Origin of the sequence: Curtobacterium aurantiacum, from assembly GCF_018598555.1 — a bacterium.
In the GTDB taxonomy this organism is placed as follows: Bacteria; Actinomycetota; Actinomycetes; order Actinomycetales; family Microbacteriaceae; genus Curtobacterium; species Curtobacterium aurantiacum.
The window spans coordinates 130,633-153,293 of the sequence record NZ_JAHEWN010000004.1; the positions used below are offsets into that span (position 1 = coordinate 130,633).

General features: G+C 72.2%; 24 protein-coding genes and 1 pseudogene. 14 read left to right on the top strand and 11 right to left on the bottom strand.

The genetic code is table 11. From position 1 onward, the window contains the following. Positions 1 to 20: 20 nt before the first annotated feature. Both KK087_RS05650 and KK087_RS05655 read right to left on the bottom strand, forming a co-directional pair. The gene (locus tag KK087_RS05650) at positions 21 to 518 is read right to left on the bottom strand and encodes a hypothetical protein (protein ID WP_214531409.1); all 498 of its coding nucleotides are present in this window, start codon (positions 516 to 518) and stop codon (positions 21 to 23) included. A 136-nt stretch (positions 519 to 654) separates the two neighbouring features. Further along, the gene (locus tag KK087_RS05655; protein ID WP_214564487.1) at positions 655 to 1,488 is read right to left on the bottom strand and encodes an SDR family oxidoreductase; all 834 of its coding nucleotides are present in this window, start codon (positions 1,486 to 1,488) and stop codon (positions 655 to 657) included. A gap of 129 nt (positions 1,489 to 1,617) precedes the next feature. On the opposite strand from KK087_RS05655, the gene KK087_RS05660 reads away from it, so the two are divergent. Then, on the top strand, positions 1,618 to 1,992 hold the full coding sequence (locus KK087_RS05660) for a hypothetical protein (protein WP_214564488.1): 375 nt from the start codon (positions 1,618 to 1,620) through the stop codon (positions 1,990 to 1,992). A gap of 15 nt (positions 1,993 to 2,007) precedes the next feature. On the opposite strand, the gene KK087_RS05665 is transcribed toward KK087_RS05660, so the two are convergent. Then, entirely contained in the window at positions 2,008 to 2,337 is a 330-nt protein-coding gene (locus tag KK087_RS05665) for a hypothetical protein (RefSeq protein ID WP_214564489.1), read from the bottom strand. A gap of 131 nt (positions 2,338 to 2,468) precedes the next feature. Between KK087_RS05665 and KK087_RS17845 the strand changes: the two genes are divergently transcribed. From KK087_RS17845 to KK087_RS05680, 3 genes are all read left to right on the top strand, one after another. Further along, positions 2,469 to 3,425 (top strand): AraC family transcriptional regulator, encoded by a 957-nt coding sequence (locus KK087_RS17845; RefSeq protein WP_214564490.1) that lies wholly within the window; start codon positions 2,469 to 2,471, stop codon positions 3,423 to 3,425. 91 nt (positions 3,426 to 3,516) lie between these two features. Then, on the top strand, positions 3,517 to 4,119 hold the full coding sequence (locus tag KK087_RS17850) for a DapH/DapD/GlmU-related protein (RefSeq protein ID WP_307860003.1): 603 nt from the start codon (positions 3,517 to 3,519) through the stop codon (positions 4,117 to 4,119). Positions 4,120 to 4,345: 226 nt separating this feature from the next. Beyond that, positions 4,346 to 4,762: a VOC family protein gene (locus tag KK087_RS05680; RefSeq protein ID WP_214564491.1), complete on the top strand. Its 417-nt coding sequence runs from the start codon at positions 4,346 to 4,348 to the stop codon at positions 4,760 to 4,762. On the opposite strand, the pseudogene KK087_RS05685 reads toward KK087_RS05680, so the two are convergent. Both KK087_RS05685 and KK087_RS05690 read right to left on the bottom strand, forming a co-directional pair. Beyond that, positions 4,743 to 5,689 (bottom strand): annotated as a pseudogene (locus tag KK087_RS05685) (methyltransferase family protein). The gene KK087_RS05680 and the pseudogene KK087_RS05685 overlap by 20 nt on opposite strands. Positions 5,690 to 5,764: 75 nt before the next feature. Further along, positions 5,765 to 5,911 (bottom strand): hypothetical protein, encoded by a 147-nt coding sequence (locus KK087_RS05690; protein WP_214549988.1) that lies wholly within the window; start codon positions 5,909 to 5,911, stop codon positions 5,765 to 5,767. Positions 5,912 to 6,183: 272 nt separating this feature from the next. Here KK087_RS05690 and KK087_RS05695 point away from each other — a divergent pair, with 272 nt between their 5' ends. Then, positions 6,184 to 6,522 (top strand): DUF3140 domain-containing protein, encoded by a 339-nt coding sequence (locus KK087_RS05695; protein WP_214564492.1) that lies wholly within the window; start codon positions 6,184 to 6,186, stop codon positions 6,520 to 6,522. A gap of 23 nt (positions 6,523 to 6,545) precedes the next feature. Beyond that, entirely contained in the window at positions 6,546 to 6,761 is a 216-nt protein-coding gene (locus KK087_RS05700; protein ID WP_139179681.1) for a hypothetical protein, read from the top strand. A 65-nt stretch (positions 6,762 to 6,826) separates the two neighbouring features. On the opposite strand, the gene KK087_RS05705 is transcribed toward KK087_RS05700, so the two are convergent. Together KK087_RS05705 and KK087_RS05710 are read right to left on the bottom strand one after the other, a co-directional pair. After that, positions 6,827 to 7,681: a glycoside hydrolase family 16 protein gene (locus tag KK087_RS05705; protein WP_214564493.1), complete on the bottom strand. Its 855-nt coding sequence runs from the start codon at positions 7,679 to 7,681 to the stop codon at positions 6,827 to 6,829. 165 nt (positions 7,682 to 7,846) lie between these two features. Next, a complete protein-coding gene (locus KK087_RS05710; protein ID WP_214531398.1) occupies positions 7,847 to 8,107 on the bottom strand; it encodes a hypothetical protein in 261 nt (86 codons plus the stop codon). A 75-nt stretch (positions 8,108 to 8,182) separates the two neighbouring features. Between KK087_RS05710 and KK087_RS05715 the strand changes: the two genes are divergently transcribed. Next, positions 8,183 to 9,145, top strand: coding sequence for an SDR family NAD(P)-dependent oxidoreductase (locus KK087_RS05715; protein WP_214564494.1), 963 nt, complete (start codon positions 8,183 to 8,185; stop codon positions 9,143 to 9,145). Positions 9,146 to 9,379: 234 nt separating this feature from the next. Here KK087_RS05715 and KK087_RS05720 read toward each other — a convergent pair whose 3' ends face one another. Next, positions 9,380 to 10,606, bottom strand: coding sequence for a cobalamin-independent methionine synthase II family protein (locus tag KK087_RS05720; RefSeq protein WP_214564495.1), 1,227 nt, complete (start codon positions 10,604 to 10,606; stop codon positions 9,380 to 9,382). A 335-nt stretch (positions 10,607 to 10,941) separates the two neighbouring features. On the opposite strand from KK087_RS05720, the gene KK087_RS05725 reads away from it, so the two are divergent. Then, positions 10,942 to 11,964 (top strand): SLAC1 family transporter, encoded by a 1,023-nt coding sequence (locus KK087_RS05725; RefSeq protein WP_214564496.1) that lies wholly within the window; start codon positions 10,942 to 10,944, stop codon positions 11,962 to 11,964. Positions 11,965 to 12,032: 68 nt separating this feature from the next. Here KK087_RS05725 and KK087_RS05730 read toward each other — a convergent pair whose 3' ends face one another. Beyond that, positions 12,033 to 12,593, bottom strand: coding sequence for a histidine phosphatase family protein (locus KK087_RS05730; RefSeq protein ID WP_214564497.1), 561 nt, complete (start codon positions 12,591 to 12,593; stop codon positions 12,033 to 12,035). Between the two features lie 47 nt (positions 12,594 to 12,640). Here KK087_RS05730 and KK087_RS05735 point away from each other — a divergent pair, with 47 nt between their 5' ends. From KK087_RS05735 to KK087_RS05750, 4 genes are all read left to right on the top strand, one after another. Then, on the top strand, positions 12,641 to 12,892 hold the full coding sequence (locus tag KK087_RS05735; protein ID WP_214531713.1) for a DUF4287 domain-containing protein: 252 nt from the start codon (positions 12,641 to 12,643) through the stop codon (positions 12,890 to 12,892). A gap of 141 nt (positions 12,893 to 13,033) precedes the next feature. Continuing rightward, entirely contained in the window at positions 13,034 to 14,014 is a 981-nt protein-coding gene (locus tag KK087_RS05740) for a putative endonuclease domain-containing protein (protein WP_214564498.1), read from the top strand. Between the two features lie 79 nt (positions 14,015 to 14,093). Then, positions 14,094 to 15,518 (top strand): alpha/beta fold hydrolase, encoded by a 1,425-nt coding sequence (locus KK087_RS05745; RefSeq protein WP_214564499.1) that lies wholly within the window; start codon positions 14,094 to 14,096, stop codon positions 15,516 to 15,518. Next, a complete protein-coding gene (locus tag KK087_RS05750) occupies positions 15,515 to 17,068 on the top strand; it encodes a GMC family oxidoreductase (RefSeq protein WP_214564500.1) in 1,554 nt (517 codons plus the stop codon). Before KK087_RS05745 ends, KK087_RS05750 begins: the two co-directional genes overlap by 4 nt. Positions 17,069 to 17,093: 25 nt before the next feature. On the opposite strand, the gene KK087_RS05755 is transcribed toward KK087_RS05750, so the two are convergent. Both KK087_RS05755 and KK087_RS05760 read right to left on the bottom strand, forming a co-directional pair. After that, entirely contained in the window at positions 17,094 to 17,660 is a 567-nt protein-coding gene (locus tag KK087_RS05755; RefSeq protein ID WP_214564501.1) for a GIY-YIG nuclease family protein, read from the bottom strand. Positions 17,661 to 18,081: 421 nt separating this feature from the next. Next, positions 18,082 to 18,927 (bottom strand): siderophore-interacting protein, encoded by an 846-nt coding sequence (locus tag KK087_RS05760; RefSeq protein WP_214564502.1) that lies wholly within the window; start codon positions 18,925 to 18,927, stop codon positions 18,082 to 18,084. An 84-nt stretch (positions 18,928 to 19,011) separates the two neighbouring features. Between KK087_RS05760 and KK087_RS05765 the strand changes: the two genes are divergently transcribed. Beyond that, entirely contained in the window at positions 19,012 to 19,704 is a 693-nt protein-coding gene (locus KK087_RS05765; protein WP_214564503.1) for a biliverdin-producing heme oxygenase, read from the top strand. A gap of 170 nt (positions 19,705 to 19,874) precedes the next feature. Further along, entirely contained in the window at positions 19,875 to 22,529 is a 2,655-nt protein-coding gene (locus KK087_RS05770; protein ID WP_214564504.1) for a phosphoenolpyruvate carboxylase, read from the top strand. The last annotated feature ends 132 nt before the right edge of the window (positions 22,530 to 22,661 follow it).

Sequence of the window (22,661 nt, forward strand, 5' to 3'; positions counted from 1 at the left end):
GGGACCATCCATCCCGACGACTAGCGGTCGGACGCCTCGACGACGCAGCTCTCGACCTGCTCAGCGGCCTTCGAGTCGTCGGCGAACGGCGACGGCGCGTCCGAGGTGGTGGTCGTCTCGTCGGCGACGGCCTGCTTGGCGACGTCGTTCACGGCGTACAGCGGCCCGTCGAAGTCGTCGGCCGACGGGTCAGCGGTGGTCGCCCAGATCGTGACCTCGTCGTCGTTCGAGTCGTTGCTGTCGGCGGGGACGATCGCCGCACCGAGGTACCAACCGCCGTCACCCTTCTGGGTGTTCGCGAACTCCGTGGTGTCGTGCGAGCCGACGGCCTCGTCGATCATGTCGACCACGGCGCTCGAGGCCACGTCGCACTGCGCCGACTGGGACTTCTCCTCGGAGCCCGGCACCTTGCCGACGGGGTTGATGTTCTGCGCTCCGCCCGGGTCGCAGGCGGTGAGCATGAGGGCAAGGGTGGCGGCACCGAACAGTGCCGTGACGGTCTTCGCTCGCGTGGACATGGCCCTGAACGTAGGCCGCGGGCGGTGGGTGGGGATTCAGGAGCAGCGTCCCCCGATGGCGGACGGGAGGCCCGGTGCACGACGTGCCCCGGGCCTCCCGTCCGCCTCCTGGTCCCGTTGCCGGGCCGGCGGCCCGCTACAGGATCGGGGTGCCGCCGGTGACGGCGACCCGCGCTCCGGAGACGTAGCTGCCGTCGTCACTGGCGAGCAGCACGTAGACGGGCGCGAGCTCGGCCGGCTGGCCGGGACGGCCGAGCGGCGACTGCTTGCCGAACTGCTCGACCTGCTCCGGCGGCATCGTCGAGGGGATGAGCGGCGTCCAGATCGGACCGGGCGCGACGCTGTTCACGCGGATGCCACGTTCGCCGAGCAGCTGCGCGAGTGCGGCCGACAGGTTCGCGACGCCCGCCTTCGTGACGTCGTACGGGGCGAGGTTCGGCTTCGGGTTGTCGGAGTTCACCGAGCTCGAACCGATGATCGACGACCCCGGTCCGAGGTGCGGCAGCGCGGCCTTGACCAGGTGGAAGTAGGCGCTGAGGTTCGTCGCGAGGGTGTGGTCCCACTCCTCGTCGCTGATCTCCTCGATCGTCTCGTGGGTCATCTGGTAGGCGGCGTTGTTCACGAGGACGTCGAGCCCGCCGAGCTCCGAGACAGCCTGGTCGATGACCGATCGGCAGTACGCGGGGTCGCTGACGTCGCCGGGGAAGAGCACGGCCTTCCGACCGGCCTCCTCGATCCAGCGTTTGGTGTCCTGCGCGTCGTCCTCTTCTTCCGGCAGGTAGCTGATCAGGACGTCAGCACCTTCGCGGGCGAACGCGATCGCGACGGCCTTGCCGATGCCGCTGTCCCCGCCCGTGATGACGGCGCGCTTGCCGGTGAGCTTGCCCGAGCCGCGGTACGACTCCTCGCCGTGGTCGGCCTGCGGTGTGAGCTCCTGGTCGCTCCCCGGGGGCTGCTGCTGCTCGGTCATGTCTCTCCCTGTGGTCGGTTTCCCTGGACGCCCCCGATGGTGGGCGACCCTGACTGAGCACCGGTCCAGGGTCGAGGCGTACCCCGTTTCGTCGGCGAAGATGTGTAGCGGGGACGACGACGGCCTACCGTGGCACCGGATCAGGGAGCCGTCACCGCGGCGGATGCTCCTCTTCGCCAGGGAGCAATTGTGAAGTACGTGAACTACGCGGGCACGGTCCGTGTCCTGACGAGCGATCCGATCGCGAACGCGGTGATCCGGTACGCGGCCGCGCTGCACCAGAGCCGGCTGAGCGACGTCGTGTCGATCCCGACCGCTGACGACTTCGGGGTGGCGAGCACCGTCGAGGTGTTGCTCGCGCAGGGGATCCCGGTCGCGATCGAGCCTGCACCGGACGACGACCTGGAGCCCGAGGGCGCCGCGTTCCTGCTCGAGATCGGGCGACGCACCGAGGCCGTGCTCGCCGTCGACACCAGCGCGGAACCGCCGGACATCGGGCGCTGAGCCCGCGCGCTGCCGCTACGCCATCGGCCCCTCGGTCAGGTCCGAGCGGGTGTCCGCGTGGATCACGTCGTCGTGCTCGAACGTCATCGCGGCGGCACGCAACCGTGCCACGAACACAGCGTCCTCGCGCTCGAGCTCGTCCTCGTCGGCGTCCTCGACGACGAGCTGGCTCGACGGGCCGATGAGCACCTTGGTGGTCGTCATGGTGCCGTCCTCGGCGACGGCCGGGATCGCCACCGTGTCGGCTCGGTTGCCGCCGGCGAGGGCGGCGGCGTACTCGATCACGGCGTCGGCCACGTCGTCGCTCGTCAGGATCGTCGAGCGGTCGTACTGGATCTGCTTCATGTGGCGACCTCCTGCAGCACAGCCAACAGCCCGGTTGCTGGTCGCCGCACAGGTACGCGCGGCGCCGCTCGTTGCGCGGACGCGGCGCGCCGCTCGTTGCGCGGACGCGACGATGCCGGGAGGATCATCACGTGCCCGAGACGATGCACCGCCTGTTGCGGGAGATCCAGACCGCCGATCCGTCGGTCGCGGCCGAGGCGATGGCGCGCACGCACATCACCCACGGCCTGTCGGTCGAGCCGACGGACGCCGAGTTCGTGTTCGAGGAACGCGTGCGCGGGACGGGGCTGCTGTCCCTCGAGTCGACCCGCTGCACCGGGGTCCTGAGCGGCGCGATCGAGCCGGGCGACGCGATGATGATCTTCTGGATGAAGTCGGGTGTCGCACAGCTCGACGAGAACCCGGTGAAGATCGGCCGGCCCACACTCTTCCGGCAGGGGCCCCAGCGGTTCCGCTGGATCGACTGCAACAAGGACGTCCTGCGCATCGACCGCACGATCGTCGAGCAGGTCGCAGCCGAGCGCGGTGACTGGGCTCCTGGTCCCATCGAGTTCCGTCCGCGGCACGTCCCGGAGGGCGCACCGCTGGCCGCCTGGTGGCTGATGGTGCGGTCCGTCGCACAGGAGGTCCTGGCCGGGCCGGACGCCGTGCCGGTCGAGCGCGAGCGGGAACTCGCGCGGTTCGCCGCGGGCGGCCTGCTCACCGCCATCCCGCACTGGCCGGTCGGGCAGCACGAACCCGCTGTGGCAGCCACCGCGCGGTTCGCCCGCGCCGAGACCTTCCTGCTCGAGCACGCCACCGAGCCGATCACCGTCGACGACGTCGCCGAGGCCGCGGGCTTGAGCGTGCGCGGCGTGCAGGCGGCGTTCCAACGACACCACGGGATCACTCCGACGATGTACCTGCGCCGCATCCGGCTGCTGCTCGCGCGCGAACAGCTCGAGTCGGGGGACGGCCGGAGCGTCGCGGAGATCGCCCGGGCGACCGGGTTCGCCCACCTGGGCCGGTTCGCGGGCAGCTACCGCGAGGAGTTCGGCGAGCTGCCCCGGCAGACGGCGTCCTCCGCGCGGGACGGCGCGCGCGCCTAGCCGCGCAACCGCCCGTCGTCCGGCCGGTCGACGATGATCGTCGCCCTACGTTTGCGCTGCAGGACATGCAGCCACGACGACTGGAGACCCCGTGGCCGGCTCAGCCGCACCACCCCGCCCGACCTCGGCGCCCGTCCCCTCGACGTTCGGCCGCCGGCTCGTCGAGGACGCCTCGCACGCGCGGGAGCACCTCGTGTTCACGGCGCTGCTCGGGTCGGTGTTGCTCCCCCGGATCGTCCGACGGTTCCTGCTGCGTGCCGCCGGGTCCCGCGCCGAGTCCGGCGTGGGTGCGGGCTTCTCGCTGACCGGCAACCCGAAGCACCTCACGATCGGCCGCGGCGTCTTCTGCAACCGGAACGTGACCGTCGAGGCCGTGGCCCCCGTGACCATCGGCGCGAACACCGCGATCGGGATGCAGGTGCTCATCATGACGAGTCACCACGAGATCGACGCCGAGGGCCGGTGGAGCGACGTCGCGACCGGCCGCCCCGTGGTCATCGAGGAGCACGTCTGGATCGGCGGTCGCGCCACGGTCCTGCCGGGGGCCCACATCGAGCACGACGTCGTGGTCGCCGCCGGGGCCGTGGTCGTCGGCCGCCTGACGGCGTACGGCGTCTACGCCGGCGTCCCCGCCAAGCGGATCCGCGAGCTGGCCCCGTCAGCGCGGCCGCCGGTCGTGGACGCCACCGTCTGAGGGTCGGGAGGCCCGTGGCGGCGCCGCCACGGGCCTCCCGTCCGACGTCGGTGCCGTTCTCAACACGCCGGTGTGGTGCTGCGACGCCGCCCCGCCGTCGAGACGCCGCCGAATCCGGAGGCGTCTCGACGACCTGGCGGCGCCGGACGAAGACGACGGCGTGTTCTTCATGCCAGCATGATCACGACGCGGGCGACGGCGCCCGCGCAGGACGAGGGAGACCGTCATGACCGTTCGCCTCAACCCCTACCTCGGGTTCCGGAACGGCGCCCGCGAAGCGCTCGAGTTCTACCACTCCGTCTTCGGTGGCACGCTCACGATCGGCACGTTCGGTGAAGCCGGCATGAGCCAGGACCCCGCTGACGCCGACAAGGTGATGCACGGCCAGCTCGACGGCGACCAGGGACTGCTGCTGATGGCATCGGACGCACCGTCCGGCATGCCCACGCCGGCGGAGAGCAGCATCTCGTTGTCGCTCAGCGGCGACGACCACGAGGTGCTGACGCGCTGGTGGAACGGCCTCGCCGAGGGCGCGACGATCGTCGAACCGCTCACCGAGGCACCCTGGGGCGACACCTTCGGCATGCTCACCGATCGCCACGGGGTGTCGTGGCTCGTGAACATCAGCGGCGCGACGCGCTGAGCGGCACCGAACCCACCCGCGCCGGCACCGGCCAGCGCGGCACCCAGCACCGGACCTCGTCGGCGTACCGGCGGAAGTGGTCGCCGAACCGTTCCTCGAGGTCGGATTCCTCGAGCGGGCGGACGATGCAGTTCCAGACCACGGAACCGGCGACCGCGTAGACGACGACGAGCCAGGACGACAGCAGCAGGCCGACGGCGACACCCTGGGTGATGCCGGCCAGTGCCATCGGGTTCCGCACCGACCGGTACGGACCGGCGACCACCAGACGGTTCGCGGTCGCCGAGGGCAGCGGGGTGCCGTCGCCCTTCGTCGACATCGCAGCGGCCGACGCGATGCCGAGCGCACTCGCTGCCAGCAGGACGACCGCGCCGAGCACGGTCAGGCCGGTGACCAGGGGCGTGGGCAGCGCGGGGTGGAGACCCCACCGGTGCTCCGCGAACGCGATGACGAGGGGGAGCACCCCGAGGAACAGGCCCCAGAACACCACGATCTGCAGCACGTCGCTGCGACGTGCCGGGAACGCGGGGCGTCCGCATCGGCGGGACGGATCCGCAGCGGGCCCGTCGTCACCCACTCGGTCGGGACCCGTCCGAGCAGGACGAGTGCGAGGGCGAGGACGGAACCGACGGTCGCGGCCAGCATGACGAGCACGCCCCAGCCGGCCTCACCGGTGACGGTCGCCCAGACGGCCAGTCCGCCGAACACCAGGGCGGTCCACACCGTCGTGACCACCGCGGCCGCCCGGACACCGGCCGACGCCAGGGCTGAGCCGACGACGAACAGCGGCACGTCGAACACGGCGACGAGCACCGGGTCGAGCGAGCCGAGCGTCGACGTCCGGACCCACGGCAGGGCCGCCACGGCGAGCCACCACGCCACTCCGCCGACGGCTTGCAGCGCGTAGTAGCGCCGGCCCCAGGACATGGGTGCACGGTAGCAGTGCTCGGCGACGGGACTGGCCGTCGGTGGGCCGTGCGGGCCGTCGCTCCCGCCGAAGGGTCAGTCGGTGTGGTTGATCTGCCCGAGCCAGCGGCCGAAGGACGGGGTGCGCTCGTCGTGCAGGCTGGGAAGCACGGGCTTCGGCAGGCAGGCGCGCTCGTCGGTGACGGTTCCGGTGCCGGTGCTCTTGTGGAGGTCGAGGCTCATGGTGGGCTCCTTCGTGGTCGGTGGAGAGTTCGACACCGGGCGGGGCCGATCCATTCCCACCCGGTGTCGTCGTGGTGCGGTCGCAGCGCGGTCCGGTCAGGCGGTGCCGATTTCGACCTTGATCCAGCCGTGCCACACGACTGCGCGCATGATGTGCCTCTTCCTGTTCAGGTGCGGGTCCGCCCGATCAGGAAACGCGCGACGGGCTGGGCGCCGTCGGAGCCGCGTCCGCCCTGCGCAGTCGTCCAGCAGCACCCGGTTGGCTCGACCCCATGAGCGAGCACGACGACGAGCAGACCCGGGCCGACTTCGACGACGCGGTGAACATGACCGCCACCGAACTGCGGACGTGGCTCGACACCGACGAGTCGAAGTCCGTCGGCCAGAAGCCCTCCGGCGGCGGTGAATCCACCGGACACGAGAGCGGTCGGCACATCATCCGGATCCTCGAGGAGCACCGGGCCGACCGCACCGACGACGACCTGGCGCACATGCGGAAGGTCGTCGGCTACGTCGCCCGGCACTCGGAGCAGCGGCCCGACGGCGACGTGCACGACACACCCTGGCGGTACTCGCTCATGAACTGGGGCCACGACCCGGAGAAGCACTGACCGCATCAGGCAGAATGGGTGGCGTGAACGAGACGGGCATGCCGCGCTTCCGACGGATCTGGTCGACCGTGCAGGTCGGTGTCCTCGCCATCGCCGTCGTGTTCTGCGTCGTGATGCTCGTGATCGGGCAGGGCAAGCTCGACCGGGTCTACGCGGTGGCGGCCGTGTTCTTCGGGCTCGCGCTCGTCGGCCACAGCACGTACCTGTGGCTCGTCGCCCGGGCCAACCGCCGTCCCTGACGAGCAGAACGGGCGGTCGAGCGGGTCGGCCGACTGAGCGGGTCGCCGGTGGAGCGGGGGGGCGATCAGGCGTTCTGGTACACCCGCAGCCAGTCGACGGTCATCTGCTGCGGGAACGGCGTCGAGGCGTCGGGCGAACCGGGCCAGGTGCCGCCCACCGCGACGTTGAGGATCACGAAGAACGGCTTGTCGAACACCCACGGGTTCGCGCCGACGTCGGCACGGGTGACCGTCCGGTACGCGACACCGTCGACCGTCCAGGTGATCGAGCCGGGGCGCCAGTCGACCCCGTACACGTGGAAGTCGTCGGCGAACGGCGCTCCGGACGGGCTCGGGAAGGACGCCGAGACGCCCTGCGCGCCGGAGTACCCGGGTCCGTGCACCGTCCCGTGCACGATGCCGGGCTCGTACCCGACGTTCTCCATGACGTCGATCTCGCCGCACGCCGGCCAGCCGACCTGCCCGATGTCGGCGCCGAGCATCCAGAACGCCGGCCAGATGCCCTGGCCGCGAGGGATCCGGATGCGCGCCTCGATGCGGCCGTACTGCGCGGTGTAGGTGCCCTCGGACTTCAGGCGGGCCGACGAGTACGAGCCGTCGGCCTCGCGCCGCGCGGTGATGACGAGGTTGCCGGCACCGTCGAGCGCCGCGTTGCGCCGGGAGTCCGTGTAGGTCTGCAGCTCGGCGTTGCCCCAGCCGCCGGCGCCGAGGTCGTACCGCCAGATGCCGGGGTTCGGTGCGGTGCCGGCCGGGCCGTCGAACTCGTCGGCCGCGAGCAGCACCGGCTCCGTGGGGGTCGCGGCGGCCTCCGCGGCCTGCGCCGTCCCGCTCGAGCCGATCGCCGTCGTGCCGAGGGCGGTGGCTGCGGCCCCCGCGAGTCCGAGCGCCACGAAGCGCCGTCGATCGATGTGCTGGTCCAAGCCGTGCTCCCTGCAGCGCGATGGTGGTGTGGTCGTCGGATCATGCACCATCAGGCCGCGTCTCACCAGGGTCGGCCCGTGGTTCGTCCGCGGGGCGCACGTGTCGACCCCGGGAACCGCCGGGAACAGCCGGGAGCAGCCGGGAACCGCCGACTGCCGCGACCGTCAGCCGAAGCGCAACGCCAGCGGCACGAGCAGCCCCGCGACCCAGACGAGCACCATCACGAGGGCCCCGACCGCGATGAAGCGCCGGCGGCGCCGCAGCTTCGGGCTCCGCTCCTCGCCCCACACCTGCGCACGGACGAGCACCCGGTTCGCCTGCTCGACGACCTTCCGCACCTCGGGGTCGTCGACGTCGAGCGCACCCGAGCGGGCGTGCTCCGCGATGACCGTGGCTTCGTCGACGGTCAGGTCGTCCTTGCGCATGCTCCATCTTCGCACCGGGCACAGGGGTACGACCCGGCTGTGCGGGAACGGACCAGCGGCGGGTACCAAGGACGCATGGGACATCGGTACCGCGGGAAGATCGTCGTCATCACCGGAGCATCGAGCGGCATCGGGAGGGCCGCCGCACACGAGTTCGCCCGGCAGGGCGCCACGCTCGTGCTCGCCGCACGAGGACGCGACAGCCTGGAGGCAGCAGCGGCGGAGTGCCGGAAGCTCGGCGCCGAGGCGATCGCCATCCCGACCGACGTCGCGGACGAGCACCAGGTCAAGGACCTGATCGGCACCGTCACGAGCCGGTTCGGCCGCATCGACGTCTTCGTCGGCAACGCGGCGCTGTTCGTCTACGGCCTGTTCGAGCAGACCCCCACCGAGGCGTTCAAGCGTGTCGTCGACACGAACCTGTACGGGCACCTCAACGCGATCACGCACCTGCTGCCGCACTGGAAGCAGCGTGGCACCGGCACGTACGTGCTCGTCGGCTCGATCCAGTCGCTGCTCTCCGCGCCGTACCAGTCGGCGTACGTGACGAGCAAGCACGCTGCGCTCGGCCTGGTCGACGTGCTCGGCGACGAGTTCGCGGGCACCGGCATCAAGTTCACCGCGCTGCTGCCGTCCACCATCGACACGCCGATCTACCAGAACGGCGCCAACTACACCGGCAAGACCTCGCACCCGCTGCCGCCCACGGTCTCCGTCGAGCGGGCGGGCCGCGCGGTCGTCCAGGCCGCGACCCACCCGAAGCGCTACCGCTTCGTCGGCCGGATCCAGGCCTCGCTCGTGCCGCTGCAGTACGTGTTCCCGGGCCTGTTCCACAAGATCACGAAGCCCATGGTGGAGACGTTCGCGCTCCGTGGCAAGGGCGCCCCGACCGACGGCAACCTCTACGCCCCCGCCGACGCGGACAACGCCACGAACGGCGGCTGGGTCGCGAAGCGACGCCGCGTCACGCGCCCCCTCGTCTGGCTCGGCGTCGCCGCTGCCGGCGCGGCGGTCGTGCTCGGTCGCTCGCGTCGGTAGACGCACTCGCTGACGGACTGGAGGCCCGGTGCCAGCTGGCACCGGGCCTCCAGTCCGTCGCTGCGTACCCCCGCAACCGGGCGTACCTCCACGAACCGGGCGTACCTCCACGAACCGGGCGTACCTCCACGAATCGGGCGTACCTCCACGAACCGGGCGTACCTGCCGTGTTCTTCGTGGCAGGTACGCCCGATTCGACCTGGGATCGCAGCCGTTCTGGGAAGGAACGGACTGCTAGAAGAGCTTCGCGCTCGCGCGCCGTGCACCCTCGCCGAGGGACTCGAGCTTCGCCGCGGCGATCTGCGGGTGGACCCGGCCGCCGAGGCCGCAGTCGGTGCCGGCGATGACGCGCTCGCGCCCGACGACCGAGGCGAAGCGCTCGATGCGCTGCGCGACGAGGTCGGGGTGCTCGACGACGTTCGTGGCGTGACCGACGACGCCGGGGACGATGACCTTCCCGTCGGGCAGGGAGACGTCCTGCCACACGGTCCACTCGTGCTCGTGGCGGGCGTTCGCGGCCTCGAACGAGTAGGCGCCGGCGTCGATCTCGAGCATGAGGTCGACGATGTGGCGGAGCTCGATGTCGGTGGTGTGCGGGCCGTGCCAGGAACCCCAGCACAGGTGGAAGCGGACGCGGCTGGTGTCGAGGCCCCTGAGTGCGTGGTTGAGCGCCTCGACCCGGATGCGCGTGAAGGCGCGGTAGTCCTCGATGCTCGGTTCGGGGTTGATCTGGTCCCAGTTCTCGGCGATCGAGGGGTCGTCGATCTGCAGCACGAGGCCGGCGTCGAGGATGGTGGTGTACTCCTCCCGCAGGGCGTCGGCCCAGGCCCAGATGTGCTCCTCGTCCGTTGCGTAGTACTCGTTCGCGATCCTGGCCGCGGAGCCGGGGGAGAGCGCGGTGATGAAGCCGTTGTCGGCGCCGGCAGCCTCGACCGCGTGCTTGAGGTTCGCGGCGTCGGTGGCCGCGGCCTCGTGGCCGGTGTAGGTGATCGGACCGGTGGTGGTCGGGAACGCGGTGGCGTTCTTGCCGGTGCCGATGCCCGACTCGGGGTCGGTGTAGGCGTCGCGGAAGATCGTCCAGTCGCGGCGGTCCGGGAAGCTCGTGAGGCGGATGTTGCCCGGGGCGGAGCGGACCGGCTGCTGCGAGAAGATGTTCTCGTCGGTCAGGCTCAGGCCACTGACGCGCTGGAACGAGTAGCCCCACCAGGCGCCGTAGTCGACGCTGTTGGACATCGCCTTGCCGAACTCGCCGTCACCGGGCTGCGTGATGCCGAGCGCGGTCTGCCGGGCGACGACGTCGTCGACGGCCGCGCTCGTCAGGGCACGGACCTCGTCGGTGGTCACGAGCGTGAAGCCGTCGGCTGCGACGGGTCGCGCGGCGTTCGCGGCGATGAGTTCGGGGGTGCGGGGGAGCGATCCGGCCGTGGTGGCCTGGATGCGGTCGGTGTTCTCGAAGGGCATGCGCTGCCTTCCTCTCGATGGGGTCTGGACTGTCGGGAGTCGGGGGCCGCGCGCGAGGCTTCGCGGTGCGCTGCAGAGCCACTCTTCCACGAGGGGTCCGGCCCGTTACGTTCTGCGTCCACGGCTTCGTGCGGACGCCGAACGACAGGGTCGTCGTCGTACGACACCGACTCGGTCGCCTGTTGCGTGCGCGGACGGTTGCACGCGCGTGTGAACGACAGGATCGATGTCGTACGACGTCGACGGTGTCGTTCCCCGTCGACCCTGCCACCGCCCTGACCCCCGGCCAGGGCACGCACGGGCGAAGCCCACACGTCCGGAAGAATGGTGCAGCCATGCCACGCCCCACTTCCCGCATCCCGCTCAACACCCTCGCCGTCCCGTTCGGCCTCGCCGGCTTCGCCGAGACGTGGTCGTACGCCGCCCCCGTGCTGCACCTGCCCGCCGTCGTGCCGCAGGTGTTCTGGGCGATCGCCGCCGTCGCCTGGGTGTGGATGCTCGCCGCCCACACCGTCCGGGGGCTCCGCGTCGAGGAACGGCTCGTCGACCAGCTCCGCCACCCGGCGCAGGGTCCGATCGCGGCGCTCGTGCCCGCGACGGCGATGCTGCTCGGGGTCGACCTCGCGCGGTTCGCCCCCGTCGCTGGACAGGTCGTCGTGCTCGCCGCCGTGGCCACCGCGGCCGGGTTCGCCGCCTGGCTGCTGAGCACCTGGTTCGAGGGCCGGCTCGCCCTCGAGTCCGTGCACGGCGGCTACCTGCTGCCGACCGTCGCCGCGGCCCTGGTCGCCTCGGTCGCCACCCACGAGGTCGGCGTCGGCTGGCTGTCCTGGCCGGCCCTCGGCGTCGGCGTGTTCTTCTGGGGCGTCATGACCGGCCTGCTGCTCATCCGGCTCGCGTTCCGACCCGCTCTGCCCGGACCGCTCGTGCCGACGATGGCGATCCTCGTCGCGCCGCCGGCGGTCGCCACGGTGTCGGTCTTCGCCCTCACTGACGGTGCCGTGACCCTGCCGGTGCAGGCCATCGCGGGGCTGGGCGTCCTGATGGTCCTCGTGCAGCTCGCCCTGCTGCCGCGGTACGTCCGCCTGGCGTTCTCGCTCGGGTTCTGGTCGTTCGTGTTCCCGGCCGCCGCGGTCGCCACCGCCGCGGTGGAGTGGTTCCGCGCACTCGCGCTGCCGTCCGCCTGGATCCCCACCACCGCGTTGCTGGTGCTGCTGAGCGTGCTCGTCGCGGTCGTCGGTGCCCGCTCGATCGGCCTCGCCGTGCACCACCTGCTCGGGCAGGCGGAGCGGGCGCTCCACGACGCCGACGACGAGGACGCCGCACCCGGCCCCGTGACGGGCGCGACGCGGGTGGTCTGATGAGGGGGCGGTCGGGTCGCGCAGGCGGCGGACGGGAGGCCCGTGGCGGCCCCGCCCCGTGCCTCCCGTCAGGTCGCGGGGACGCGTCTCCAGCCGCTGGTCGCCCGCCAGGCGGGCACGTCGAAGTGGAAGACGCTGCCCATGCCGGGCTGGTCGAGGGCGCGCGTGACCGGGACACCGCGCAGGTGGGCGAGGAGGAGCGCGCCGACCGCGCCGTGCGACACGATCGTGACGTCGCCGGTCGCGCAGAGTCGGCGGACGGCCGCGATGATGCGCTCCTGTGCGTCGACCGCCCGTTCCCAGCCGCGGACCGACTGCTCGGGCTCGGCGAAGAACGCGTCGACGACGGCCTCGAACTCGGAGGGCGGCAGGTAGCCGGTCGCGCTCCGGTCGATCTCGCCGAGCAGCGGGTCCCGGTCGACCGGCAGTCCCACCGAGCGGGCAAGGAGGTCGGCGGTCTCGACGGCCTTGCGCTCGGCGCTCGAGACGATCCGCCGGGAGCCCGGGGTCCACGCGAGCCGGTGCGCAGCGGCGGCGCGGGCGCGGCCCTCGGGGGAGAGGCCCCACGACTCGATCGCGACCGCGGGGTCGACGACCACCTCGGCGTGGGTCAGGAAGGACGAGACCATCCGCCGATCCTCGCACCGAACGACGCCCCGAGCGCTAGCGTTGCGCCATGACAGCGCATCGTGTGACCGCCCCGGAGTCCCCGGCCGACGGGGCGAAGGCGAAGGGGCCGGCGTCGTACTTCCCGAGCATCGAGACGACGTACGGTCGCCCGGTGCAGGAGTGGCTCGACCTGGTCGCCGACCGGCTCGACGACCACCAGCACATGGAGGTCGTCGGCTGGCTCAAATCCGAGCACGGCCTCGGGCACGGGCACGCGAACGCCCTGGTCGCCTACGTGAAGCACGCGCTGGCCTCCTGAGGCTTCGAGCGTGCCGCGGTGTCGCGGCGGGATCGGTCGCGCTGCGTGGGGCGACGGGTGGTGGTCGCGCTGCGTGGGGCGGCGGTGTCGGTTGTGCTGCGTGGGGCGGCGGGTGTCGGTGGTCGTTCCTAGCGTGGTGGCGTGGCCGAACCCGTCGATGCGTGGTGGCGCCGGCGACAGTGGTCGCGCGGCGAAGCGGTGCCGTACGCCGTCGGACAGTTCCGCGCCGAGTGGGCGCCCTACCCGGTGCTCATCCGCCAGTACCACCCCGACTGGAACCACGGCGTCGTCCTGACCCAGGTCCCCCCGGCTGCCGAGGTCCTGCTCACGTGGGAGTGCGACGTCGGGCACGTCTTCGTCGCGACCCCGTCCGAACAGCGGTCCCGCCCGGGCCGTGAACGTCGGCGATCCGTCTGGTGCCCCGAGTGCGCGGTGCAGGCGCAGCCGCAGCGGTGGCCGGAGCTGCCGTCGGACTGGCCCCAGGCGGTGCCCGTGCCGCAGCGGGTCGTCCGGAGTGCCGGACGACAGACGCTGCCTGCGGCTCCGGTGCGCGGGATCCCGGCCGGAGCCGTCGCGTCGAGCCGCTCCCGCCCCCGTCGGCCCGTCGCCGGGGCGGCCGGTGGGGCACCACGGCGGACCACCCAGTCCGCTCCCCGCACGATCTGCCCGAAGACCCCGCGGCTGCCGTCGGGTGAGTCGTTCACGAGCGTCTGCGCCCCGGCGACGGCCTCGGCAGTCGAGGCCGAGCTGCGGGCGATGCTGTCGGAGCGGTTCGCGTTCACGTACGACCACTCCGCGATCCGGCTCGACCGCCCGTTCTTCGACCACGTCGAGGCCTGGCCGGACATCATCCTGCCCGAGCTCCGCGTCGCCATCGAGTACGACTCCACCGGTCGGCACGGGCTCGAACACGTCGGACCCCGGCAGGAGACCGACCGGAAGAAGGACCGCGCCGTCCGGGCCGTGGGGTGGGAGGTCGTCCGCATCCGAACCGGACGGCTCCCGGCACTCGGCCCGTACGACCTCCAGGTCTCGGGCATCTCCAACCGGACGGTGGAGCGGCTGGTGGACACCCTGCGCGAGCTCCGGGGCGCGCTGTTCGTCGACGCGTACGCCCGGTGACGCCGTCGATCGGGGTACGCGGACGACCCGACGGGGTACGACTCGGCTGGGAGCGGTCGCGAGCGACGGGTAGGTATACATGGTGACCACCGTCTTCTGTCTCCATGCCCTCGGCGCCAGTTCCGAGGAGTTCGCGCTGCTCCGCGCCGAACTCCTCGGCGACCTCGACCTGATCGGCATCGACCTGCCCGGCTTCGGTCGCAGCCCGGCGTCGTCCGGCACCACCGTCGAGGAGATGGCCGTCCTGGTGGAGCGCGCGATCGGGGCGAGCGGCTCGACGGAGTGGATGCTCCTCGGGCACTCGATGGGCGGCAAGGTCGCCACAGTGGTGGCCGACCGCACGATCTCCGGCGCGAACGGCCTGTTCGGGCTGCGAGCCGTGGTGCTCCTCGCCGCGTCCCCGCTCGCCCCGGAGCCGATGGACGACGACCGCCGCTGGACGATGCTGTCGTGGGCTGCCGGTGGCCCGATCTCCGCCGAGGACGCCGAGGAGTTCGTCGCCGCCAACACCGCCGCACCCCTGGCACCCGCGCGGCACAGCCGGGCGGTGCAGGACGTCGAGCGGACCGACCCCGCGGCCTGGACGGACTGGCTGTCCCGCGGCAGCCGCGAGGACTGGTCGGACGTCGCACCGAACCCGGTGCCCGCCCTGGTGCTCGCCGGCGCCGAGGACGGCGACCTCGATGCCGACGCCCAGCGCCGCCTGACCCTGCCGCACTGGCCGAACAGCGAGCTGCACGTCGTCGACGGGGCTGCCCACCTGCTGCCCTGGGAACAGCCCGAGACCGTGGCCGAGCGCATCCGCGACTTCTGGCAGCGCCGCGTCACGGGATCGCCGGTCGTCCCGGTGGAGCACGCACGCGTGATCGCCTCCCCGCGGGTCAGCGCCCGGACGCGGGGCCTGCTCGCCGAGCGGGCCCTGCCCGACGACCCGGCCGCAGCACCCCACGCACTGACGCCGACGCAGTTGGACACCCTGCGTGCCGTCGCGCGGATCGTCGTCCCGCAGCCCGGCACCGACCAGGTCGACCTCGCACTGCGGGTCGACGCGCAGCTGGCCGCGGGGCTCGGCGACGGCTGGCGGCCGGACGGCCTGCCGGTGGACAGCGAGGCCTACCGTGCCGCGCTCGACGTGCTCGCCGCACCCGCCCGCGACGGGGTGCTCGACCAGGCCCTCGAGGCCGTGGCCGCCGGGCGGTACCGCGCCGATGGTGGTCTCGACGCCGAGCAGCTGCGCGCGTGGTTCGAGGACGCCAGCGTCGACCTCGTGAAGCACTGGCTCGCACACCCCGCGACGATGGCCGCCATCGACTTCGACGGCTACGCGAACGGCGGCGACGGTGTCCGCAAGCAGGGCTTCCAGCTCCTCGCGGCGGGCGAGCGCGAGGCCTGGGAACCGGACGCCCCGACGGGGGCCGGTGCCGCGACCCAGAAGGACGCACCCGCCGGTGTCCCCGCCGCCACCACGATCGACACCGCACCGACGACCGGAGCAACACGATGAGACTCGACGGACAACGCACGTACGGTACGGACGACGTCGTCGACGTGGTGGTGGTCGGCACCGGGGCCGGGGGAGCACCGCTCCTCGCATCGCTGGCCCGCCGTGGCCTGTCGGTCGTCGCGCTCGAAGCCGGTCGCAACACCGAGCCGGGCGACCACGTGCCGGACGAGGTCGCCGCCCCCGGTGACATCAACTGGATGGACGAGCGGCTGAGCGGCGGTGGAGCCCCCACGGCCTTCGGCCCGAACAACAGCGGCACCGGTGTCGGCGGCTCGACGCTGCACTGGGGAGCGTTCACCCCGCGACCGAGCGAGCACGACCTGCGACTCCGCACCGAGAGCGGCGCGGGGCAGGACTGGCCGATCAGCCACGCCGAGCTCACCGGCTGGATCGAGCAGGTCGAGCACGACGTCGGCGTCGCCGGCCCCGAGCACTACCCGTGGGACCCGTCCCGCCGCTACCGGATGCGTCCGCCGGCCCGGAACGCCTCGTCCGACATGATGATGCGCGGCACCGCAGCGGCAGGGATCATCGCGACCGATGCCCCGGTCGGCCTGACCACCGAGGACCGCCACCAGGACCACCACGGACTGCGTCAGGCCTGCGTCGCGTGCGGGTCGTGCCACCAGGGCTGTCGCAACGGCTCGAAGGTGTCGATGGACACGACCTACCTGCCCGCCGCCGTGGCGTTCGGTGCTGAGATCCGTCCGGAGTCCTTCGTGCACGGCATCGAGTTGGACGCCGCGGGTCGGGTCGAGGCGGTCCTGTACACCGCTGGCGGGCGCGAGCACCGTCAGCACTGCCGGTCCCTCGTTCTCGCCGCGGGCGGTGTCGAGACGCCGCGGCTGCTGCTGCACACCGGCGTCGGGAACGGCAGTGGGCAGGTCGGCCGGAACTTCACCGCGCACGGAGCCACCCAGGTGTGGGCACGGTTCGACGAGTCGATGCGGTCGTACCGCGGGTACCCGTCGTCGATCATCACCGAGGACTTCGTCCGACCGGCGGACGCGGACTTCGCGGGCGGCTACCTCATCCAGAGCCTGGGCGTGCAGCCGCAGACCTTCGCGACCTCGCTCGTCCGAGGTGGCGGACTCCGCGGCGCCGAGCTCGTCCGCGCGCTGCAGGACTACCCGTTCTCGGCCGGCGTCGGCATCAACGCCGAGTGCCTGCCCTACGACGACAACCGGCTCGAGCTGACCGACGAGCTCGACGAGCACGGTGTCCCGCGTGCCCGGGTCTCGTTCACGCCGGGCTCCAACGAGGAAGCGATCCGCCGCCACGCTGTCCGCACCATGACGACCATCGTCGAGGCAGCGGGTGGCACGGACGTCCGGGTCCTCGACCGCACCGCGCACACGATCGGCACGGCGCGGATGGGCACCGACCGTGAGTCCTCGGTGGTGGACCAGGACGGCCGCTCCTGGGACGTCCCGAACCTGTGGATCGCCGACAACTCGGTGTTCCCGAGCGCGGTCATCGCGAACCCCGCCCTGACGATCATGGCGCTCTCACTCCGCACCGCCGACCGCATGCTGCAGGCCGCGGCCTGAGCGCCGTCGGTCCGACACTGGAGGGTCAGCCCCGCAGCGCGAGCGCCTCGCTCGTCCACCGGGCGTGCAGGTCCCACGGGTCGTCGACCCCGGCGGCGACGGCGTCCACGTGGGCCAGGAGTTCCGGCGTCACCCGGAACCACTCGGTGCCCGGGTACCGGCTGGCGGCGAAGGTGGCGTGGCGGCGGCGTTCCAGCGTCCGGTCGCCCCGCTCGAAGGCCAGTAGGTCCTGGTGCGGGATCGCCGCGAGCCGCTGCCGCGGGTTCATCGTCGTGCCGATCTTGATGCGGTCGCCGAAGTCGTCCCGCATCCGCAGGTAGTAGACGACGTCGACCCGAGGGGGAGCGAGGTCCCCGTCGGGCACGTCACCCCAGCGCCACTCGCACCGGGCACACACCGCACCGGAGGCGTACCGCACACCGATCCGCGACCCACACGCCGGGCACGGGCCGGGCAGGGCGTCCTCGATTCCCGGGTGCTCGGTGGCGAACTCGGTGACCAGCGCGACGTGCGCGCCGCAGAGCGGGAGGCCCGCGAGCCCATCAGCGGGCTCGCCCGCGCAACCCGGCACGCAGCACGAGGAGGTGACCATGCGCCGAACGCTAGCCCGACCCACCGACGTGCCCCGGGCCTCCCGGCCGCTCGGCCGCCGCTGACGTACCGGGCGTCCTTGGCGGAACCGGGCGTACCTGGTCGAATCGGGCGTACCTGGTCGAATCAGGCGTACCGGATCCGTTGTTCCGACCAGGTACGCCCGTTCCCACCAGCCATCGCGCCCGCTCTGGGAAGAACCGGGCATGCCTGCCAACACCGGGCGTACCTACCAAGAACGGGCGTACCTACCAAGAACGGGCGTACCTGATCCGTTGTTCCGACCAGGTACGCCCGTTCCCACCAGCCATCGCACCCGCTCTGGGAAGAACCGGGCATGCCTACCAAGACCGGGCGTACCTGCCAAGACCGGGCGTACCTGCGAGAACCAAGCACCACCACCACCAGCCCGAACACCGCCGTCAGTCGGTGAAGATCACCCCGACGGGCTCGCGCTTCTCCTCCTGGAACTCGTCCTCACCACGACCGAGCGCCCAGTACGCCGACAACGACATCTCACGCTTCTCCAGCCCCCAGTCGTCCTGCAGCAGCCGACGGATCGCCTTCATCGCGGTCCGCTCGCCGTGCGCGAAGACCTGCACCGGCCGGGAGGCACGTGGCAGTCCGCGGGCCGTCTCCAGCAGGAGCGTGCCCGGCTGGGCGCCGGTGGCGTCCCGGTGCAGCCACCGCAGGTCGACCCCGGCCGGGTGCCGGAGGTCCTGCTCGTCTGCGGGCCCGGCCACCTCGACCAGGGCGACGCCCGTGGCGGTGTCGGGCATCGACTCGAGTGCGGCGCCGATCGCGGGCAGGGCGCTGTCGTCACCGAGCAGCACGTGCGTGACCGTCGGGTCGGTGGTCGGCGCGTAGCCACCACCGGGTCCGGACAGGGCGAGTCGATCGCCCGGCTGCGCGGACGCTGCCCAGGGACCGGCGAGGCCCTCGTCGCCGTGCACGACGAAGTCGATCGCAATGGTGCGGGTGGTGTGGTCGACCGCGCGCACGGTGTAGGTGCGGCGGGCGGGGCGGTCCTGCTTCGGCAGGGTCTCGCGCAGGGCCTCGAGGTCGTAGGGCGGCACGAGTCCGAGCAACGGCTTCGCGAGCAGGAGCTTGACGTACTTGTCGGTCGCGGCGAGCCGGTCGGGGTCGGCCTGGGCGACGAAGTCCTCGAAGGCCGAGCCGCCCAGGTGCACGCGCACCATGTGGGGCGAGAGCCGTTCGGTGCGGTCGACGACGAAGACGTGCTGGGGGCGCTTGGGTTTCGAGCTCATCGTGGGGGAGCTTCCTCTCGCAGGTTCGGCGTCACCTGGGTGATCCCTGCTTGACGCGCGCAGCACTAAGGTTAGCCTTACCTCATGGACTCGACCGTCATCCCGTTCTCCGAGCTGCTGCGGCGACGCACGCGGCGCTCGCACGGTGCCTCGGCCACGAGCGGCTTCATGCAGGACCTGCTCGGCGGTGACTGCGACGTCGCCGACTACGCGGACCTGCTCGGTCAGTACGCCTTCGTGTACGACGCGCTCGAACGGGCCGCGGAACGCATGGCGGACCACCCCGTGGCGGCACCGTTCGTCACCGCGCAGCTCACCCGGATGCCGGCGATCCGCGCCGACCTCGAGTACCTCATCGGCCCGGACTGGTCCGAGCTGGTGTGCCCACTCCCCGCGACGACGGCGTACGTTCGCCGGCTCAACGAGGTCGCGGCCGAGTGGCCCGGCGGCTTCGTGGCGCACCACTACACGCGCTACCTCGGCGACGTGTCCGGCGGCCACGTGATCGGCCAGGTGCTGGCCGAGCGGTTCGGGTTCGACACGAACGGTGTCCTCTTCTACATCTTCGACCAGGTCGCCGACCCGGGCGACTTCGAGCACACCTACCGGGCACAGCTGGATGTCGCGCCCTGGTCGGCCGAGGAGCAGGAGCAGGTCATCGCCGAGGTCGAGCTGGCCTACGAGCTGAACCGCGGGCTGCTCGCGGGACTCGATGCCCGGCGTGCTCCGTTCCGTCAGGAGCCCGGCGGCGCGTCGATCGGCGCCGTCACGGCCTGACCCCAGCGCCGGACCCGTCCGCGACGGCACCGTCACGGCCTGACCCGGCACCTGGACGGGTCCGCCTCGGTGCCGCGCGTCCGTCCGGACGGTCGACGTCATGCGCCCCCGCGTGCCGATACGCTGCTGGGACCCGGGACCAGCCTCCCGGACGACCCGGAAAGGACTCCATGACGGCGATCGACGGATCTGCACGCCACGAGCGCGCGCGGGACGACGTCAGCGGCGCGGTCGACAGTGACCTGCGCGCCGACGTGCGGTACCTCGGCAACCTGCTCGGCCGGGTGCTGCGGGAGAACGGGGGCGACGAACTGCTCCACGACGTGGAGTCGTTGCGCGCCGCCGTGATCGACGCCTACGAGGGCGACCACGCCGAGGGCGCAGCACGTGCCCAGGCCATCGTCTCCGGCATGTCGGCCGAACGCGCCGAGGCCGTGGCACAGGCGTTCACCACCTACTTCCACCTCACCAACCTGGCCGAGGAGCACCACCGCGTGCGGGTCCTCCGGCAGCGCGGCGACGACGGCGGCGTGGCGGGGGACTCGTTCCCCGCCACCTACGCCGAGCTCGTCGCCGAGGTCGGCGAGGCCGAAGCCGCCGAGCGGCTCCGGACCCTGCGGTTCCACCCGGTGCTGACGGCGCACCCGACCGAGGCCCGCCGGCGAGCGGTCACCACGGGCGTCCGCCGCATCACCGACCTCATCGACGAGCGCGACCGTGCCCGCAACGCCACGGCCCGCGCCGAGAACGAGCGTCGCCTGCTCGAGGAGATCACGACCCTCCTGCGCACCTCGCCGCTCCGGACCACCCGGCCGACCCCGCTCGACGAGGTCCGCACCGCCATGAGCGTGTTCGACCAGACGCTGTTCGAGATCGTCCCGCAGGTCTACCGCCTGCTCGACGACCGGCTGCAGGGCGACGACGCCGGCCGTGCTCCGGTGATCGCGCCCGCCTTCGTGCGCTTCGGCACCTGGATCGGCGGCGACCGCGACGGCAACCCGCACGTCACGGCCGAGGTCACGCGCCAGGCGGCGGAGATCGCGGCGGAGCACATCCTGCTCGGCCTCGCCCGCGCGACCACCCGCATCGGCAGCGCCCTGACCCTCGACGCGAGCGACACCCCGGCCGACGCCGGGCTCACCGCACTCGTCGCGTCGCAGGAGTTGCTCGACCCGGGCATCGCGGAGCGCATCGGTGTCCGCGCACCGAACGAGACGCACCGACGTGCGCTCCTGTTCGTCGCCGCGCGCATCGACGCCACCCGGACCGGCACCGCGCTCGCCTACGACGGCCCCGAGGCGCTGCTTGCCGACCTCCGTGTCATCCAGGCGTCGCTCATCGCCGCCGGTGCGATCCGACCGGCGAACGGCGAACTGCAGAACCTCATCTGGCAGGTCGAGACCTTCGGCTTCCACCTGGCCGAGCTCGAGGTCCGCCAGCACTCGCAGGTGCACCGTACGGCCTTCGCCGAAATCCGCGCCGGTGGCGAACTGAGCGAGACCACGGAAGAGGTCCTCGCCGTCTTCCGCACGATCGCCGGGCTGCAGTCCCGTTACGGCGTCCGCGCGGCGAACCGGTACATCGTGTCCTTCACGCAGTCCCCGGCGGACCTCGCGAACGTGCACGAACTCGCGGTCGCCGCCCTCGGGTCGGCCGAGGCCGCTCCGGTGCTCGACGTCATCCCGCTGTTCGAGACCTTCGCCGACCTGCACGCCAGCGTCGACATCCTCGACGAGGCCGTCCGCACCGAGGCGTTCCAGCGGCGCCTCGCCGCGACCGGTCGTCGGCTCGAGGTCATGCTCGGCTACTCGGACTCGTCGAAGGACGTCGGCCCGGTGTCCGCGAACCTGGCGCTCTACGACGCCCAGGCCCGCATCGCCGACTGGGCTCGCGACAACGACATCGAGCTGACCCTGTTCCACGGCCGCGGCGGTTCGCTCGGCCGCGGTGGCGGTCCCGCCAACGAGGCCGTCCTCGCACAGCCGCCGGGGTCGATCGACGGTCGGCTCAAGCTCACCGAGCAGGGCGAGGTCATCTTCGCCCAGTACGGCGACCAGGACATCGCAGCCCGCCACCTCGAGCAGATGGCCTCGGCGACGCTGTTCGCCTCGTCGCCGTCGAACGAGGCGCGCACCGCCGCCGCGGCCGCTCGGTTCGCCGACCTCGCCCAGCAGCTCGACGACGTCTCGCGCGTCGCCTTCTACGACCTGGTCAAGGCCGACGGCTTCGCGCCGTGGTTCGCCCGGGTCACCCCGATGGAGGAGATCGGCCTGCTGCCCCTCGGCTCCCGCCCGGCCCGTCGTGGCCTGTCGGTGGAGTCGCTGGAGGACCTCCGCGCAATCCCGTGGGTGTTCTCGTGGACGCAGGCGCGCATCAACCTCGCCGGCTGGTACGGGCTCGGCTCCGCGCTCGAGGCCGTCGGCGACGTCGACGTGCTCCGCGCCGCGTACACCGAGTGGCCGCTGTTCGCCGCGATGATCAAGAACGTCGAGATGTCGCTCGCGAAGACCGACGAGCACATCGCCCGCCGGTACCTCGAGCTCGCCGACCGCGACGACCTCGCCGCGAAGGTGCTCGACGAGATGGTGCGCACCCGCGACTGGGTGCTCCGTGTCTCCGGCGGCAGCGACGTGCTCGAGGACCGCCCCGTCCTCGCGCGCGCCGTCCGGCTCCGCAGTCCCTACGTCGACGCCCTGTCGCACTTGCAGCTCCGTGCGCTGCGCGCCATCCGCACGTCCGGCAGCACCGACCCGACGGACGCCGACCACCGGCTCCTGCTCCTCACCGTGAACGGGATCGCCGCCGGCCTGCAGAACACGGGCTGACGCCCGGAACCGCCGGACGGGAGGCCCGGTGCCAGCTGGCACCGGGCCTCCCGTTGCGTCCGTGCGCACGTCCGGGGCCGCTCCGCCGCGTGCTCGGGACATGCCGCGTGAGCGCTGGCGAGATGTCGCGAA

Excerpts from the sequence above, each read along its gene's own strand:
- KK087_RS05650 (WP_214531409.1), bottom strand. The coding sequence starts at position 518 with ATGTCCACGCGAGCGAAGACCGTCACGGCACTGTTCGGTGCCGCCACC.
- KK087_RS05655 (WP_214564487.1), bottom strand. The coding sequence starts at position 1,488 with ATGACCGAGCAGCAGCAGCCCCCGGGGAGCGACCAGGAGCTCACACCG.
- KK087_RS05665 (WP_214564489.1), bottom strand. The coding sequence starts at position 2,337 with ATGAAGCAGATCCAGTACGACCGCTCGACGATCCTGACGAGCGACGAC.
- KK087_RS05680 (WP_214564491.1), top strand. The coding sequence starts at position 4,346 with ATGACCGTTCGCCTCAACCCCTACCTCGGGTTCCGGAACGGCGCCCGC.
- KK087_RS05690 (WP_214549988.1), bottom strand. The coding sequence starts at position 5,911 with ATGAGCCTCGACCTCCACAAGAGCACCGGCACCGGAACCGTCACCGAC.
- KK087_RS05695 (WP_214564492.1), top strand. The coding sequence starts at position 6,184 with ATGAGCGAGCACGACGACGAGCAGACCCGGGCCGACTTCGACGACGCG.
- KK087_RS05710 (WP_214531398.1), bottom strand. The coding sequence starts at position 8,107 with ATGCGCAAGGACGACCTGACCGTCGACGAAGCCACGGTCATCGCGGAG.
- KK087_RS05715 (WP_214564494.1), top strand. The coding sequence starts at position 8,183 with ATGGGACATCGGTACCGCGGGAAGATCGTCGTCATCACCGGAGCATCG.
- KK087_RS05720 (WP_214564495.1), bottom strand. The coding sequence starts at position 10,606 with ATGCCCTTCGAGAACACCGACCGCATCCAGGCCACCACGGCCGGATCG.
- KK087_RS05725 (WP_214564496.1), top strand. The coding sequence starts at position 10,942 with ATGCCACGCCCCACTTCCCGCATCCCGCTCAACACCCTCGCCGTCCCG.
- KK087_RS05730 (WP_214564497.1), bottom strand. The coding sequence starts at position 12,593 with ATGGTCTCGTCCTTCCTGACCCACGCCGAGGTGGTCGTCGACCCCGCG.
- KK087_RS05735 (WP_214531713.1), top strand. The coding sequence starts at position 12,641 with ATGACAGCGCATCGTGTGACCGCCCCGGAGTCCCCGGCCGACGGGGCG.
- KK087_RS05745 (WP_214564499.1), top strand. The coding sequence starts at position 14,094 with ATGGTGACCACCGTCTTCTGTCTCCATGCCCTCGGCGCCAGTTCCGAG.
- KK087_RS05750 (WP_214564500.1), top strand. The coding sequence starts at position 15,515 with ATGAGACTCGACGGACAACGCACGTACGGTACGGACGACGTCGTCGAC.
- KK087_RS05755 (WP_214564501.1), bottom strand. The coding sequence starts at position 17,660 with ATGGTCACCTCCTCGTGCTGCGTGCCGGGTTGCGCGGGCGAGCCCGCT.
- KK087_RS05760 (WP_214564502.1), bottom strand. The coding sequence starts at position 18,927 with ATGAGCTCGAAACCCAAGCGCCCCCAGCACGTCTTCGTCGTCGACCGC.
- KK087_RS05765 (WP_214564503.1), top strand. The coding sequence starts at position 19,012 with ATGGACTCGACCGTCATCCCGTTCTCCGAGCTGCTGCGGCGACGCACG.
- KK087_RS05770 (WP_214564504.1), top strand. The coding sequence starts at position 19,875 with ATGACGGCGATCGACGGATCTGCACGCCACGAGCGCGCGCGGGACGAC.